Origin of the sequence: Xanthobacter sp. (genome assembly GCF_041911315.1) — a bacterium.
GTDB classification, from domain to species: Bacteria; Pseudomonadota; Alphaproteobacteria; order Rhizobiales; family Xanthobacteraceae; genus Xanthobacter; species Xanthobacter aminoxidans.
In genome coordinates, this window is the sequence record NZ_JAYRPE010000076.1 from 52619 (window position 1) to 68831 (window position 16213).

The 16213-nt window shown below is 69.4% G+C and carries 14 protein-coding genes; 10 read left to right on the top strand and 4 right to left on the bottom strand.

Going from position 1 to position 16213, the window contains the following annotated elements; genetic code table 11:
- Positions 1-3 precede the first annotated feature (3 nt).
- From ACE3QW_RS22310 to ACE3QW_RS22325, 4 genes are read right to left on the bottom strand one after another with little or no spacing between them, the layout of a single operon-like run.
- Positions 4-1200, bottom strand: a complete 1197-nt coding sequence (locus tag ACE3QW_RS22310) for an acyl-CoA dehydrogenase family protein (protein WP_374254097.1) — start codon at positions 1198-1200, stop codon at positions 4-6.
- Positions 1201-1203: 3 nt separating this feature from the next.
- Entirely contained in the window at positions 1204-2391 is a 1188-nt protein-coding gene (locus ACE3QW_RS22315; RefSeq protein WP_237355872.1) for an acetyl-CoA C-acyltransferase, read from the bottom strand.
- Between the two features lie 21 nt (positions 2392-2412).
- Positions 2413-4122: an AMP-binding protein gene (locus ACE3QW_RS22320; protein WP_237355873.1), complete on the bottom strand. Its 1710-nt coding sequence runs from the start codon at positions 4120-4122 to the stop codon at positions 2413-2415.
- Entirely contained in the window at positions 4122-6206 is a 2085-nt protein-coding gene (locus ACE3QW_RS22325) for a 3-hydroxyacyl-CoA dehydrogenase NAD-binding domain-containing protein (protein WP_374254100.1), read from the bottom strand. The genes ACE3QW_RS22320 and ACE3QW_RS22325 overlap by 1 nt, the downstream gene beginning before the upstream one ends.
- Before the next feature lie 454 nt (positions 6207-6660).
- Between ACE3QW_RS22325 and ACE3QW_RS22330 the strand changes: the two genes are divergently transcribed.
- From ACE3QW_RS22330 to ACE3QW_RS22375, 10 genes are all read left to right on the top strand, one after another.
- Positions 6661-7839, top strand: a complete 1179-nt coding sequence (locus tag ACE3QW_RS22330) for an ABC transporter substrate-binding protein (protein ID WP_237355875.1) — start codon at positions 6661-6663, stop codon at positions 7837-7839.
- A 123-nt stretch (positions 7840-7962) separates the two neighbouring features.
- The gene (locus ACE3QW_RS22335) at positions 7963-8835 is read left to right on the top strand and encodes a branched-chain amino acid ABC transporter permease (RefSeq protein ID WP_237355876.1); all 873 of its coding nucleotides are present in this window, start codon (positions 7963-7965) and stop codon (positions 8833-8835) included.
- Positions 8836-8846: 11 nt separating this feature from the next.
- The gene (locus tag ACE3QW_RS22340) at positions 8847-9878 is read left to right on the top strand and encodes a branched-chain amino acid ABC transporter permease (protein ID WP_237355877.1); all 1032 of its coding nucleotides are present in this window, start codon (positions 8847-8849) and stop codon (positions 9876-9878) included.
- A complete protein-coding gene (locus tag ACE3QW_RS22345) occupies positions 9871-10581 on the top strand; it encodes an ABC transporter ATP-binding protein (RefSeq protein WP_237355878.1) in 711 nt (236 codons plus the stop codon). Before ACE3QW_RS22340 ends, ACE3QW_RS22345 begins: the two co-directional genes overlap by 8 nt.
- Positions 10574-11296 (top strand): ABC transporter ATP-binding protein, encoded by a 723-nt coding sequence (locus tag ACE3QW_RS22350; RefSeq protein ID WP_237355879.1) that lies wholly within the window; start codon positions 10574-10576, stop codon positions 11294-11296. The genes ACE3QW_RS22345 and ACE3QW_RS22350 overlap by 8 nt, the downstream gene beginning before the upstream one ends.
- Positions 11293-12282 carry a nitronate monooxygenase family protein gene (locus ACE3QW_RS22355; protein ID WP_237355880.1) on the top strand — a complete coding sequence of 330 codons (990 nt, stop codon included), beginning with the start codon at positions 11293-11295 and terminating at the stop codon, positions 12280-12282. The genes ACE3QW_RS22350 and ACE3QW_RS22355 overlap by 4 nt, the downstream gene beginning before the upstream one ends.
- A gap of 60 nt (positions 12283-12342) precedes the next feature.
- Positions 12343-13089: an enoyl-CoA hydratase-related protein gene (locus ACE3QW_RS22360; protein ID WP_237355881.1), complete on the top strand. Its 747-nt coding sequence runs from the start codon at positions 12343-12345 to the stop codon at positions 13087-13089.
- Positions 13090-13179: 90 nt separating this feature from the next.
- Positions 13180-13992 carry an IclR family transcriptional regulator gene (locus tag ACE3QW_RS22365; protein ID WP_229646699.1) on the top strand — a complete coding sequence of 271 codons (813 nt, stop codon included), beginning with the start codon at positions 13180-13182 and terminating at the stop codon, positions 13990-13992.
- Positions 13993-14018: 26 nt separating this feature from the next.
- Positions 14019-15170, top strand: coding sequence for a CaiB/BaiF CoA-transferase family protein (locus ACE3QW_RS22370; RefSeq protein WP_229646698.1), 1152 nt, complete (start codon positions 14019-14021; stop codon positions 15168-15170).
- 26 nt (positions 15171-15196) lie between these two features.
- Positions 15197-15994, top strand: a complete 798-nt coding sequence (locus tag ACE3QW_RS22375) for a thioesterase family protein (protein WP_374254104.1) — start codon at positions 15197-15199, stop codon at positions 15992-15994.
- Positions 15995-16213 lie beyond the last annotated feature (219 nt).

Consider the following 16213-nt stretch of genomic DNA (forward strand, 5'->3'; position numbering starts at 1 on the left):
TCCTCACAGGCCGAGGATCGCCTTGGCGATCACATTGTGCTGGATCTCATTGGATCCGCCGTAGATGGACACCTTGCGGTGGTTGAAATAGACCGGCGCCGCCGCGTCCGCCCAGGCGAACAGGGCCTCGGCATCATTGTCGCCGGCGCCGTCGCGCAGGGCGGGCAGGGCCTGCGGGCCGGCCAGCTCCAGCAGCAGCTCGGTGGTGGCCTGCTGCAGCTCGGAGCCCTTGATCTTCAGGATGGAGGAGGCGGGATCGGGCTTGGTGGGATCGCGCGTCGCCTGCGCCGCCACCACGCGCATCTGGGTGATCTCCAGCGCCTTCAGCTCGATCTCCACGCTCGCGAGGCGGGAGCGGAAATCGATGTCGTCCCACATGGTGCCGGCGCCGGCCGGGGTGGTGCGGGCGAGGCGCTTGATGCGGGCGATGCGCTCCTTCGACATGCCGATGCGGGCGATGCCGGTGCGCTCGTTGGCGAGCAGGAACTTGGCATAGTCCCAGCCCTTGTTCTCCTCGCCAACCAGATTCTCCACCGGCACCTTCACGGCGTCGAGGAACACCTCGTTCACCTCGTGCCGGCCGTCGATGGTGATGATGGGCCGCACGGTGACGCCGGGGCTCTTCATGTCGATGAGGATGAAGGAGATGCCAGCCTGCTTCTTGGCGTTGGGGTCGGTGCGGGCGAGGCAGAACATCCAGTCGGCATACTGGCCGAGCGTGGTCCAGGTCTTCTGGCCGTCGATGCTGTAATGGTCGCCCTCGCGCACCGCGCGGGTCTTCAGCGAGGCGAGGTCCGAGCCGGCGCCGGGCTCGGAGAAGCCTTGGCACCACCAGTCCTCCAGGCTCTTGATGCGCGGCAGGAAGCGGCGCTTCTGCTCCTCGCTGCCGAACGTGGCGATCACCGGGCCCACCATGAAGCAGTTGAACTGCAGCGGCAGCGGCACCGCCGCCTGCATCAGCTCTTCCATGAAGATGTAGCGCTGAACCGCGCTCCACGGCTGGCCGCCATGCTCCACCGGCCAGTGGGGCACGGCCCAGCCCTTGTCGTTCAGGATGCGCTGGGAGGTCACGTAGTCCTCGCGCGCCAGCTTGCGGCCCTCCGACACCTTGGTGCGGATCTCGGCCGGGATGGCGGTGCGGAAGAAGGTGCGGACCTCCTCGCGGAAGGCGATTTCTTCGGGGGTGAAGCGCAGGTCCATGGATCAGGCCTCCGGATTGATTTCGATGAGGCCCGCGGCACCCATGCCGCCGGCGATGCACATCGTGACGACCGCATAGCGCACGCCGCGCCGGCGCCCCTCCAGCACCGCGTGGCCGACGAGGCGCGCCCCGCTCATGCCGAACGGATGGCCCACCGAGATGGCGCCGCCGTTGACGTTGCAGATCTCCGGGTCGATGCCCAGCGTGTCGCGGCAATAGAGCGACTGGGAGGCGAACGCCTCGTTCAGCTCCCACAGGCCGATGTCGGACACCTTCAGCCCGTTGCGCTCCAGAAGGCGCGGCACGGCGAAGACCGGGCCGATGCCCATCTCGTCCGGCTCGCAGCCGGCGGTGGCATAGCCGCGGAAGATGCCGAGCACCTGCGCCCCCCGCCGCGCCGCCTCGGTGGACGACATGAGCACGCTCGCGGAGGCGCCGTCCGAGAGCTGCGAGGCATTGCCGGCAGTGACGAACTCGTCCTCGCCGCGCACCGGCTTCAGCTTGGCGAGGCCCTCCAGCGTGGTGTCGGCGCGGTTGCCCTCGTCGCGGGAAAGGGTGACGCTCTCGCGCCGGGTCTCGCCGGTCTCCTTGTCGGTCACCGCCTTCTCGACGGTGATGGGCACGATCTCGGTGTCGAACAGGCCGGCCTGCTGGGCCCGGGCGGTGCGCTGCTGGCTCTCGAGGGAGAAGGCGTCCTGCGCCGCGCGGGTGATGCCGTAGCGCCGGGCGACGTTGTCGCCGGTCTCGATCATGGTGACGTAGATGTCCGGCTTGTGCGCCATCAGCCAGTCGTTGCGGAACAGCTCGCGGTTCACCGGCTGCACCAGCGAGATGGATTCCACGCCGCCGGCCACCGCCACCGGCACGCCGTCGAACGCGATGCGCCGCGCCGCATGGGCCACCGCCTCCAGCCCCGAGGCGCAGAAGCGGCTGACCGTGACGCCGGTCGCGGTCACCGGAATGCCGGCCACCAGCGCCCCGTGGCGGGCGACGTTGCCGCCGGTGGCGCCTTCCGGATAGCCGCAGCCCATCACGACCTCCTCCACCTCGGCGGGGTCCACCTTGCCGCGGGCAAGGGCGTGGCGGATGGCGTGGGCGGCCATGTCGGCGCCCTTGGTGATGTTGAGCGCGCCGCGCTGCGCCTTGCCGATGGGCGTGCGCGCGGTGGAGACGATGACGGCATCAGCCATTGGGCTTCCTCGTTCTGGTCTTCAGTGTGTTTCGGGGGCTTCGCCGGCGGCCGCGGCCACTTCCGCCATCAGCACCTTGGGCAGGAGCTTGCCGACGGGGCTGCGCGGCAGCTCGGCGCGGAATTCCAGCGCGCGGGGCATCTCGTGGCGGCCGAGCCGGTCGGCGAGGAAGTCGGTGAGCGCGTCGAGGGTGAAGGGCTCGGCCCCGGCCTTCAGCTTCACGTAGGCCTTGGCGGACTGGCCGCGATAGGCATCGGGCACGCCGATGACGATCACTTCCTCCACCGCCGGATGCTCGTAGATCGCGCTCTCCACCGCCGCCGGATAGACGTTGAAGCCCGACGAGATGATCATGTTCTTGCGGCGGTCGACGATCTCGAACAGGCCGCTCTCGTCCATGCGCCCCATGTCGCCGGTGAGGAACCAGCCGTCGTGGAAGGCGGCGGCGGTGGCCGCCTCGTCGCCGAGATAGCCCTTGAACACGTTGGGCCCGCGAATGGCGATCTCGCCCACCTCGCCGGGGGGCAGCGCCTCGCCCGGCGCGTCCATGGCGACGATCCGCAGGGCAAGGCCGGGCAAGGGAATGCCGATGAGGCCGAGCCGGCGCGGCACCCGAAAGGGCACCCGCGAGCCGGCTGGGCCGGTCTCCGTCATGCCCCAGCCGTTGTTGAGCTGGGTGCCGATGATGGCCTCGATGCGCGCCTGCACCTCGAACGGCAGCGGCGCGCCGCCGGAGACGCAGGACTTCAGCGGGGAGAAGTCCACCGCCTCCACGCCCGGCCGGTTGAGCAGCGCCACCCACATGGTGGGCACGCCGGAGAACTGGCTGGCCTTCAGCTCGCTCACGTCACGGATCAGCCGCTCCACGTCGAACCGCTGGCGCAAAAGGATCTCGTTGCCGTCGCGCAGGTGGCGCAGCAGCACGGTGGTGAGCGCATAGATGTGGAACAGCGGCAGCACCGCCACCACCTTCTCGGTGCCGGCCACCAGCGGGCGGCCGCCGTCGCGCCACAGGCGATACATGCTCACCGCCGAGGTGAGGTTGCCGTGGCTGAGCATGGCGGCCTTGGGCAGGCCGGTGGTTCCGCCGGTGAACTGCAGCACCGCGATATCGTCCGCCGAGGGCAGTGGCGCGTGGAGCGGAGCATCGCTGAACAGGCGGGCGAGGGGGCGCACGCCCGGCCGCGCGGGCAGGGGCAGCGGCGCGGTCTCGCCGGCGCCCCACATGACGTCGTCGCCCACCAGCACCTCGTCCACCACGCCGGTGTCCAGCATCTCCAGCGCGCCCGGCAGGAAGCCGGGCAGGTTGGTGGTGATGATGCGGCGCGCGCCGGTGGCCTTCAGCTTGTGGATGATCTCGCGCCGGGCATCGAGCGCGCTGATGTGCACCACCCGCGCCCCGAGCCGTGCCAGCGCGAAGAAGGTGATGGGGTGCCAAGGCGTGTTGGGCAGCAGCAGGGCGATGTTGTCGCCGCGCCGCACCCCGTCCTGCGCCAGCCCGCTGGCGAGGCGCTCCACGAGGCGGCCGAGCGCGGCGTAGCTGATCTTCGCGTCGCGGAAATCGAACGCGGGCCGTTCTGCTCCGGCTGCTACACCGGCGGCGAGCAGGTCCGGCAGGGTGGTGATCTCCAGCGGCGCGGACCAGTCGCACACGTCCGGAAAATGCGCCTGCCAGGGCGGCGCCTCGCCACCCGGCGCGTGAGACGGCGCAGGGGAGTGGCCTTGCGCCATCACGCCGCCTCCGCCGCCGCGAACGTGCCGGGCCCGGCCGCGAGGCGCCTCAGCAGCGCCGCCGGCTTCAGGCTGTCGTCACCGGTCTCGGTGGCCATCTCCTCGAGGCCGGCGACGATGCGGGCAAGGCCCACGCCCTCGGCCCAGTGCATGGGCCCGCCGGTGAAGGACGGCCAGTTGTAGCCGTTGAGCCAGATGACATCGATGTCGCCGGAACGGGCGGCGATGCCCTCCTCCAGGATCTTCGCGCCCTCGTTGACCATCGGGTAGAACAGGCGCGCCTGGATCTCCTCGATGGTGAAGCTGCGGCGGGCGATGCCGCGCTCGGCGGAGAGCGCGGCGATCAGCGCCTCCGTCTCTGGATCGCGGGTGCCCGCGCGGGCACCCTCGGGATAGAGATAGAAGCCGCGCCCGGTCTTCTGGCCGAACCGGCCCTGCTCGGCCAGCGCATCCGCCACCGGGGCCTTCACCGCCTTGTCGCCGGCCGCCTTGCGGGCGCGCCAGCCGATGTCGATGCCGGCGAGGTCCGCCATGGCGAACGGGCCCATGCGGAAGCCGAAGTCGGTCACCGCCGCATCCACCTCGTGGGGCAGGGCGCCGGCGAGGAGCAGGCGCTCGGCCGCCTCGGTGCGGCGCGCCAGAATGCGGTTGCCGACGAAGCCGTAGCACACGCCCACCACCACCGGCAGCTTGCCGAGCTTGCGGCCGAGATCGAGGCCGGTCACCAGCACGTCGGGCGCCGTCTGTTCCCCGCGCACCACTTCCAGCAGGCGCATCACGTTGGCGGGGCTGAAGAAATGCAGGCCCACCACATCCTGCGGCCGGCTGGTGGTGGCGGCGATGGCGTCCACGTCGAGGTAGGAGGTGTTGGTGGCGAGGATGGTGCCGGGCTTCGTCACCCGATCGAGGGTGCCGAAGATCTCTGCCTTGACGCCCATGTCCTCGAACGCGGCCTCCACCACGATGTCGGCATCAGCCGCCGCCTCGAGGCCCACCTTGGGAGTGATGAGCGCCATGCGCGCGTCCATCGCCTCCTGCGAGAGCGAGCCGCGCTTCACCGAGGTGGCGTAATTGGCGCGGATGCGCTCCATGCCCACGTCGAGCGCCTCGGCCTTCACCTCGATGAGCGTCACCGGGATGCCGGCCTGGGCGAAGCACATGGCGATGCCGCCGCCCATGGTGCCGGCGCCGACGACCGCCGCAGAGGCGATGGGCCGGGCCTTCACCTCCTTGCCGATGCCGGGGATGCGCGCGGCCTCCCGCTCGGCGAAGAAGACGTGGCGCAGGGCCTTGGAGCTCGGGTCCGCCACCAGCGCCTTGAAATGCGCCCGCTCGGCGGCGAGGCCCTCGGCGAACGGCCGCTCGAACACGCCGCGCACGGCATCGATCAGCGCCGGCACGTTGGGGATGCGGGCGGAACGCTTCCGTGCGTCGGTGGCGGCGGCCTCGAAGACAGCACGGTCATCGCTGGTGAGTTTGTCGGCACGCTCGCTTGCCCGGGGCCAGGTGCCGGCGGCGGCGAGGCCGAGCGCGCGATCGATGGCGGCGGCCAGGAGGTCGCCGTCCGAGATGGCGTCGGCAAGGCCGAGGGCGAGCGCCTTCTGCGCCGTCACCGGATCGCCCGAAAGCATCATGCCGAAGGCCGGTGTGGCGCCGATGAGGCGCGGCAGCCGCTGGGTGCCGCCGGCGCCGGGAATGATGCCGAGCTTGATCTCGGGCAGGCCCAGCCGCGCGCCGGGCGCCACCACCCGGGCATGGCAGGCGAGGGCGAGCTCCAGCCCGCCGCCGAGCGCCATGCCGTTGACGGCGGCGACCACCGGCTTCGGGCAGTCCTCGATGGCGGCCAGCATGTCCGGCAGGGCAGGGGGAACGGGGGGCTTGCCGAACTCGGAGATGTCGGCGCCGGCCACGAACACCTTGCCGGCGGCAGCCAGCACGACGGCCTTGACGGCCGGATCGGCGGCAGCGGCCGCGATGCCCTCGGCGATGGCGCCCCGGACCGCCGCGCCGAGCGCATTGACCGGCGGATTGTCGATGACGAGCACGGCGACGCCGTTCGAGACCTCGGTGCGGACCGGAGCCATGTTGTCTCCCTTGTGTTCTGCTATGCAGAATTGCCGTCTGCAATTTTCTGAAGACGTGCCTTGCAGAGCAGATCTTGTCAAGCAGACAGTTCGAATCGTCAGCGGCGCCAGATAAGCGTCTTGGATAGCTTGTTCCATTATGCAGAACTGATGACTGCACAATTGACACGTGGCGGCGGTGCGTGGCATTCATCCTCCAGCCCCGGGCGCCGGTCGCGTGGCGGGGTCAGAACGCGGAGAGGCTGCGCAGAAGGGGAGGTCTTTGCCGTCCGCACCGAGTCCGCGGCGGCGGCCGCTACACCTCCCGCACATGCCCTCTCCGCCGGATCACCGCAGCAGCGGTCACGTGGCGGACGGCTTGTGCCGCTCCGGTCGCGGATACGTCTGCGCCCGCCGGGCAGCCACGCCGAGAGATCGGCCGCCCCGGCGTCAGAAACGCTCAGGGAGGACATACATGGTCGGCAGGACAATCGTGTCGGCGGCGCTGGTGTTCAGCCTCACCGTGGCGGCAACCGCCACCGAGGCCCAGGACGCGCCGAAGACCTTCACCATTGGCGCGCACATGCCGCTCACCGGCTCGCTTGCTCGCTCCGGCCAAGCCTTCACCGAAGGCATGCAGGTGGCGGTGAAGATGTGCAACGCCGCCTCGCCCAAGTTCCAGGTGAAGGTGGACCTCATCGACGACGAGAGCACTCCGGCCAAGGCGGTCTCGGCGGTGGAGAAGCTGTCGTCCGACGGCGCGGTGGCGCTGATCGGCGGCTACGGCTCCAACATCATCGGCCCGGCGTCCGACGCCTCCGACAAGCTCGGCAAGGTCTACATCACCGCCGGCGCCGTCTCCGACGAGCTGACCAAGCGCGGGCTGAAGACCTTCTTCCGCATCAACAACAATGCCGGCTACGAGCGCGGCATCGCCACCCTCATCGGCGACCTGAAGCCCGCGAAGGTGTCCATCGTCGCCTCCACCAAGGAGGCGCCCGCGCTGCTCGCCGAGGGGCTGGAGAAGGACCTCGCCGCCAAGGGCATCGCCGTGACGGTGCACAAGTTCGATCCGGCGATCACGGATTTCAAGCCGATCATCAACAAGATCAAGCTGCAGGACAAGCCGGACATCATCATGATGTCGGCCTACGAGAACGACTACGTGGGCATCATCCGCGCCGCCAAGGTGCTGAAGCCCAACGTGAAGCTGATCGTCGGCACCTGGTCCCTCGCCACTCCGAAGATGTACACCGAGTTCCCCGACCTGATGAACAACGTGGTCGGCACCTCCTTCCTGCCGTTCCCGGTGGAAGTGAAGGACGAGGAGGGGCGCAAGTTCTCGGAGATCTACAAGCAGTCGTACAATAAAGAGATCGAGTATCTCTCCACCCTGAGCTTCGTGGAGACCATGGCGCTGTGCGAGGCCATCGTCCGCGCCGCCGAGGCGGGCACGCTGGACAAGGGCGGGCTTGCCGCCGAGATGCGCAAGACCGACCGCAACAGCCTGCTCGGCCGCATCCAGTTCGACGAGACCGGCGACAACCCCAACTTCGCGCTCTCCATGGGCCAGCACCGCGACGGCAAGATCGTGCTGGTGTCGCCGAAGTCGGCCGCCACGGGCGAGATCGCCTATCCCGCCCTGCCGTGGTGAGGCGAGGCTGACATCGCGGCCCGCCGGCACCGGCGCCGGCGGGCCGCATCCTGCCGGTGCCCCGACCCCGGCCTGCTCCTCACCGCCGCTCTGTACCGCCCGCCTTGCCCCATCCGAGGTGACATGACCGAACTCATCCTGCAGGCGCTGTTCTCCGGCGTGCTCATCGGCAGCGTCTATGCGCTGGTGGCCCTCGGCCTCGCCCTCGCCTTCGGCGCCATGCGCATCATCAACCTCGCCCATGGCGAGCTGGTGCTGCTCGCCGCCTACATGGCCTATCTGGTGGAATCGCGGACAGGGCTCGATCCCTATTTCGCCATCCCGCTCGCGCTGGTGGTGGTGGCGGCGGCGAGCTTCGTGCTGTTCCTGCTGGTGGACCGCATCAAGGACCACCGCGAGCTGAACTCGCTCATCCTCACCTTCGCCATCGGCATCATCCTCACCAACGCCATCCTGCTGGTGTTCGCCAGCGACGTGCGCACCACCGCCTCGCCCTTCCTGCAGGATGCGGTGTCGCTGGGCGACCTGTTCGCCATGCGCAGCGAGATCATCGCCTTCGTGCTCTCGCTGGTGCTGATGGGCGCGCTGTGGTGGTGGCTGAAGTCCAGCTGGTACGGCCGCGCGGTGCGCGCCGTCTCCTCCAATCGCGGCGCCGCCAAGCTGATGGGCATCAACCCCACCCGCATCGAGACCGTGTCCTTCCTGGTGGCGGGCGCGCTCGCCTCGTTCGCCGGCGTCGCGCTCTACACCATGAGCGTGGTGCAGCCGGCCACCGGGCACGCGCTGACGGTGAAGGCCTTCATCATCACCGTGCTGGCGGGCGTCGGCTCCATCCCCGGCGTGTTCCTGGGCGCGGTGCTGCTCGGCGTCACCGAGGCGCTGACCGTGACGCTCGCCTCGTCCGCCCTGCAGGAGCTCGCCGGAATGGTGCTGTTCCTGCTCGTCCTGTTCCTGATGCCGAACGGCCTGTTCGGCGCGCGCGCCCGTCGCGGCTGAAAGGCGAAGCCATGCCGGTCACTTCCAACGCATCCGCGCAGGCCGCGCCCGCAGCCGCATCGCAGCGGGGGCGCGGCGCGCTCATCGGCGCGGGCCTCCTCGCGCTGGCGCTGCTGCCGCTGGTGGCGGGCGCCAGCCCCTACATGCTGGGCCTGCTGATCTCGGCGCTGATTCTCGCCGGCCTTGCCCTGTCGTGGGCGCTGCTGGGCAATCTCGGCGGCATGGTCTCGTTCGGCCACGCCGCCTTCTTCGGGGTGGGCGCCTATGGCTCGGCGCTGCTGGCCGGCAAGCTCGGCGTGCCGGTGCTGCTCGCCATCCCGCTGGGCGGGCTGATCGCCACGGTGTTCTCGCTGGCCATGCTGCCGGCGCTGCGGCTCTCCGGGCCGTACTTCGCCCTCGCCATCCTCGCCTATGCGCAGATTTTCCGCATCCTCGCCACCGAGCTCGACTGGCTCACCGGCGGCGCGGCCGGCCTGCAGCGCTATCCCGGCCTGCCGACGGTGCTCGGCTTCAACCTCGCGGACCGGGCCGGCAGCTACGTGCTGGTGCTCGCCTGCGTGGTGGTGTTCGCGCTGGTCTACATGGCGCTCAGGCGCAGCCATGTGGGCACCGCCTTGCGCGCCATCGCCGACAGCGAGGACGCCACCCGCGTGGTGGGCGTCAACGCCACGGTGCTGAAGACCTGGATGCTGCTGCTTTCCGCCTTCATCGCCGGGGTGTTCGGCGCGCTGAACGCCCACATCATCGGCTTCCTGGAGCCGGACTATGCCTTCTCCGGCATCTGGAGCGTCATGCCCATCATCGCCGCGGTGTTCGGCGGCTATCGCAGCGTGCTGGGGCCCATCTTCGGCGCGGTGGTGATCTATCTGTTCGACCAGGTGATCGCGAAAAGCCTCATTCCGGTGGGCCACCAGATCCTGCTCGGCATCGTGCTCGCCATCATGGTGCTGCTGGCGCCCAACGGGCTGTCCGGCCTCGTCGCCCGCTTCCTGCCGCGCCTCGCCGGCCGCGGCCTCTCGAACGCGGAGAAGGGCCATGCTTGAGCTCGACGCCGTCACCGTCCGCTTCGGCGGCCTCACCGCCCTGTCCGGCATCTCGTTCCGCATCGCGCAAGGCGAGATCCTCGGCCTCGTGGGGCCGAACGGGGCGGGCAAGACCACCCTGTTCAACTCCATCTCCGGCCTCGTGAAGGCGCGCGGGCGGATCAGCTTCAACGGGCGGGAAGTCACCTCCCTGCCGCTGCACAAAAGGGCGCGGGCGGGCATCGGGCGCACCTTCCAGATCCCCCAGCCCATGCACCATCTGACCGTGCGCGAGAATCTCGCGGTGGCGCAGGTGTTCGGCGCCGGGCGGTACGACGAGAAGCGGATCGACGAGATCCTCGCGGTGATGGAGCTGTCCCACAAGGCCGATGCCGACGCCGCCACCGCTTTGGCTCTGCAGGAGCTGAAACGGCTGGAGATCGCCAAGGCGCTCGCCACCGAGCCGAAGCTGCTGCTGCTGGACGAGGTGCTGGCCGGCCTCGAGAGCAACGCGAAGCGCTCCTTCATGCTGAAGCTGAAGGAACTGCACGCGCTGTTCGGCCTCACCATCGTCATCGTCGAGCACGACATCGAGACCATCTCGGGCCTGTGCACGCGGGCGGTGGTGCTCAACTTCGGCCAGCTCATCGCCGATGGCACGCCGGCCGAGGTGTTCAACAATCCGGCCGTGGTGGAGAGCTACACGGGGACCGCCCATGCTTGAGACGCGCAACCTCTCCTCCGGCTACGGCGCCATCACCGTGCTGTGGGACGTGAACCTCACGTTCCGCGCTGGCGCGCTCACCGCCATCGTCGGCCCCAACGGCGCCGGCAAGACCACGCTGCTGCGCACCCTCACCGGGCTTCTGCCCTTTAGCGGCGAGATCCTGATGGATGGCGCGCCGCTGAAGGGCAAGACGTGGGACCTCGCGGTCCAGGGGCTGGTGATGGTGCCGGAAGGGCGCCTCGTGTTCCGCGACATGTCGGTGGAGGAGAACCTCTGCCTCGGCGCCTATCCCGAGCGCTGCCGGGGCGATCTTTCCGCCAACCTGGAGCGCATGTACGCCTTCTTCCCGCGCCTGAAGGAGCGCCGGCACCAGCTCGCCGGCTCGCTCTCCGGCGGCGAGGCGCAGATGGTGGCCATGGGCCGCGGGCTGATGGCCAAGCCGCGCATCCTGCTCATCGACGAGCCGTCGCTGGGCCTCGCCCCGGTGATCGTCAACGAGGTGTTCGACATCATCCGCCGGCTGAAGGGCGAGGGCACCACCATCGTCCTGATCGAGCAGAACACCCGCGTCGCCCTCTCGGTGGCGGACGACGTGCACCTCATGCGCTCGGGCAAGGTGATCCTGTCCGAGAAGGCGGAAGGGCTCGATCTCGACCGGCTGCATGATCTCTATTTCGCCCGCGAGGGCGCGAAGGAAGGGGCCGGCCGATGATCGCGCCGTCAGATCGTCTTCCGCCGGCGTTCCGCGGCACGCTCGCGCTGCCGGTGATCGCCTCGCCCATGTTCATCCTGTCAGGACCGGAGTTGGTCATCGCCGAATGCCTCGCCGGCGTGGTCGGCGCCTTTCCCGCGCTGAATGCCCGCGCGCCGGACACGCTGGATGGATGGCTCACCCGCATCAAGGCCGAGCTCGCCGCGGCGCGCGCCGCCGACCCCACCCGGCGCATCGCCCCGTTCGCGGTGAACCAGATCGTCCACGCCTCCAACGACCGGCTGGAGCGCGACATGGAGACCTGCGTCGCCCATGAGGTGCCGCTCATCATCACCTCCCTGCGCGCGCCCGGCGACGTGGTGCGGCAGGCCCATTCCTATGGCGGCGTGGTGTTCCACGACGTCACCACGGTGCGCCACGCGGAAAAGGCGCTGGAGGCGGGGGTGGATGGCCTCATCCTGGTGTGCGCGGGGGCCGGCGGCCATGCCGGCACGCTGAGCCCGTTCGCGCTGCTGGGCGAGGTGCGCCGCTTCTACGACGGGCCGGTGGCGCTCGCCGGCGCCATCACCACCGGGGAGGCGATCCTCGCCGCGCAGGCGCTGGGGGCGGACTTCGCCTACATGGGCACGCGCTTCATCGCCACGGTGGAATCCCGCGCGGTGCCGCCCTACAAGGAGATGATCGCCGACGCGCAGGCGGCCGACATCCTCTATTCGCCCTTCTTCACCGGCGTGCCGGGCAATTACCTGAAGCCCTCCGTGGTCGCCTCGGGCCTCGACCCGGACAACCTGCCCCACGCCGACAAGACCGCCATGAGCTTCAGCTCCGGCAAGGTAAAGGCGTGGCGCGACGTGTGGGGCGCGGGGCAGGGGGTGGGCACCATCGCCGATGCGCCGCTGGTGGCCGAGGTGGTCGCCGGCCTCGCCCGCGAATATGCCGACGCCCTCGCCCGCCTCGCCGTTGATGCGGCGGGCTTTACCGCCTGAATGCCGACACCGTACCGCCCCCCGCCCCGGGGAGCGCCAGAAGGATCAGGAGCCGCCGCCATGACGCAGAGCCTCATCGTCACCGATCCGCACCCCGGCGTGCGCCTTCTCACCATGTCCCGGCCCGAGCGCCGCAACGCGCTGGACCGCGCCACCTACAAGGCGCTGGGTGATGCCTTCGCCGCCGCCGGTGAGGCTGAGTCGGTGCGCGTGGTGGTGCTGACCGGCGCCGGCAACTGCTTCACCGCCGGCAACGACCTCGCCGATTTCCAGGACACCTCCAACGCGGGCGAGCCGAGCGCCGGCCTCACCTTCCTCAACGCCCTCAGCGCCTTTCTCAAGCCGGCGGTGGCGGCGGTGGAGGGGTTCGCGGTGGGCATCGGCACCACCATGCTGCTGCATTTCGATCTCGCCTATGCCGGCGCCGGAGCCCGCTTCCGCCTACCGTTCGTCAATCTGGGCCTGTGCCCGGAGGGGGCTTCGAGCTACCTGCTGCCCCGCATCGCCGGATCGAAGCGCGCGAGCGAGCTACTGCTGCTCGGCGAGGTGTTCGGCGCCGAGGTGGCGGCGGAGGCCGGCATCGTCAATGCCGTGACGGCGGAAAGTGGTGCGCTCGGCCTCGCGCTCGAGAAGGCGCAGGCGCTGGCGGCGCTACCGCCGCGCTCGCTCGCCACCACCAAGCGCCTCCTGCGCGCGGCCACCGCAGGCCCGGTGGCGGATGCGCTGGCGCTGGAGGCCGAGCACTTCCACACCCTGCGGCTGGAGCCGGCCGCGCAGGTGGCGTTCGCCGCTTTCTTCAGAAAGTAGGGCCAGCGACGCGTCCGGCCGCGAATCCCCGATAATGGCGTTGGTCCGGGCCTCTCGCCGCAGTGTCCGGATGCCATCGAGAGCAGCACCATGCGACAGACCGAAAACGCCGCCCAAGATCTCGACGCCGATGGCGACGGCAAGGACGACCGCCACTTCGTGACGGCTCTCGCGCGCGGGCTGGAGGTGCTGGCCTGCTTCAAGCGCGGCGAGACCTTCCTCGCCAACCACGAGATCACCGAGCGCTGCAAGCTGCCCCGCTCCACCGTCTCGCGGCTCACCTACACCCTCACCAAGCTCGGCTACCTCCATTACGTGGAGGAGGTGGGCAAGTATCGCCTCGGCACCCAGCTGATGGCGCTGAGCACGGTGGCGCTGGGCGGTCTCGACGTCCGCCAGATCGCGCGGCCCGCCATGCGCGAGCTGGCGAACTTCTCCAACGGAACGGTGGGCCTCGCGGTGCGCGACCGTCTCTCCATGCGCTACGTGGAGTGCATGCGCGGGCCAGCGGCCATCTCGCTCAACATCGAGGTGGGGGTGCGCATGTCCATGGTGCGCTCGTCCATCGGCCGTGCCTTCATCGCCGCCCTGACGCCGGCCGAGCGCGCGCCCCTGTTCGAGGAGCTGCGCATGCTCGATCCGCTCGCCTGGCCCAAGGTGCGGGAGACTCTCGAGAAGGCGATCGAGGATCACGCCACGCTCGGCTGCTGCTGCTCGTTCGGCGAGTGGCAGGAGAGCGTCAGCGCCATCGCCGTCGGCTTCCGGCCGGGGCGCGGCCTGCCGCCCATGGCCATCAATTGTGGCGCCCCCACCGTCATCACCGCCCCCCAGTTCCTGCTCGACGAGGTGCGCCCGCGGCTCGTGGAAATGGTGCGCGGGCTCGATGGGGTGATGGGGGCCTGACCGCGTGCCAACTGGAGCTTGCGTCGATGAGTGAAACCAATCCCGCCGCCCATGGGCTGGCCGACGATCTGCCGCTCGCCGGCGTGCGCGTGCTCGACCTGTCGCGCATCCTTGCCGGGCCTTGGTGCGCACAGGTGCTGGGGGATCTCGGGGCGGAGGTGGTGAAGGTGGAGCACCCCGAGCGCGGCGACGACACCCGCGACTGGGGCCTGCGAACCGGCGCCACCAACACCTCCTATTTCGACGCTGTGAACCGCAACAAGACGTCGGTCGGCATCGACCTCTCGACGCCGGAGGGCCTCGCCCGGGTCAAGGCCATGGCGCGCGAGAGTGACGTGCTGGTCGAGAACTTCAAGACCGGCGGCGCCGACCGCCTCGGCCTCGGCTACGAGGCGCTCAGCGCGGAGAATCCGGGCCTCATCTACTGCTCCATCACCGGCTACGGCTCCAGCGGGCCGGAGGCGACGCGCCCGGGATACGACCTGCTGGTGCAGGGCGAGGCCGGACTGATGGCGCTGAACGGGGAGGCCGGGCAGCCGCCGCTGAAGTTCGGGGTGGCGGCGGTGGACCTGTTCACCGGCCAGTATGCCGCGCAGGCGGTGCTTGCCGCGCTCTACCAGCGCACCCGCACCGGCAAGGGCCGGCAGGTGGAGCTAGCGCTGTTCGACTGCGGCCTCGCCATCACCTCCTATTACGGGCTGGAGGCGCTGGTGCAGGGCAAGGACCCGCCGCGCTACGGCAATGCCCATCCCTCCATCGTGCCTTACGGCGTGTTCGAGGCGGCGGATGGGCCACTCGTCATCACCGTGGGCAACAATGCCCAGTTCCGGCGGTTCTGCACGGCGGTGATCGGCCGGCCGGAGCTGGCGGAGGATCCGCGCTTCGCCACCAATCTCGAACGCTCGCGCAACCGGGCGGCGCTGCTGCCGCAGATCGGCTCCGAGCTGCTCCGTCACAGCCGAGGGGACCTGCTGGCGAAGCTGCGCGCGGAAGGCATTCCCGCCGGCGAGGTTCTCGGCCTTCACGAGGCTCTGACATCGGACCGGACGCGGTCCACCGGCATGGTGGTGCACGCCGCGGCCGATAGCGCGCTGAGGTCTATCCTGGCTCCTCCTTATCGCTTCGACGGACACCGCCTCCCGATTCGTACGATGCCGCCGTCGCTGGGGCACGATTGAATAGAAGCGAAACAGAAGGAGCTGCAATGCCACGCCACACCGCACCCGATAGTAAGCGGGCCATGAGCGTTTTGGAGAACCTTGGTGACGGCGTCTGGTGGGCGGGGTGCTTTGCCCGCGGTCCGTTCGACGGCGTTCATGGCGGCATAGTGACAACCGCGATGATGGCCGAGATGGAGAAGGCCGCGCCGGAAGGTTTGCGGCCCCTTGCGGTGCGCACGGACTTCCTTCGGCCAACCCCGTTGGGGAGCGTGCTTCAGGTAAGGGTGCAGCCGGTGCGGGTGGGCCGCCGCACCGCGTTATTCGATGCGCACCTGGAGGTCGACGGTGTGGTTACCGCACGCTGCACGATGACCTTCGCGGGAGAAACCCGGATTTCGACACTTGAAGCCGACTATGCCTCCGACCCAGCCCCACCTGATAGAGATCCACAGGACTTACCCCGTCGCAATGTTGGGGTGAGCCACGGCGAATCCTGGCTTCTGGACGTGCTGGATCCACGTTTGGCCGAAGACGGCGGCGTTTGGTTCCGGTGGACCATGCCGGTGATACCAATGGCATCCGCCTTCCTCGCGGCTATTGCTCCCGCCGATACCTTGCACGGCATGGCCCGTCCTGGCTTGCCGGGACCAGCACCAGTTGCGGGCTACCCCAACACCGACCTCGCCATCCACTTCACCCGTGAGCCGCGTGGGGAATGGATAGGAGTTCGTCCGGTGACGCGATGGCAAAAGACCGGTATTGGCATCGGCTTCGGCGACCTGGTTGATCTCGACGGTACGTTCGGGCATGCCGCCATGGGCGTTGTTCTGCTGCCGTTCTGACAGTGAGTTGGCCCCATTCGGCGGATAGATTCGCGGCTTTACTAAGCTTGATGGCCAGCGCGTCGGACCGGCTCTTCGGCGCTCGAATTAAACGTAAGCTCTGAAATCGCGATATACCCAAGCCCTCCAGGCTCGGAACATCACCGCCTCAACCTCACCGGCGAAAGGTGGGGAAGGGCTCCGCTTACGAGGCAAGGGAGTACGAAGAAAGGGGCGGCC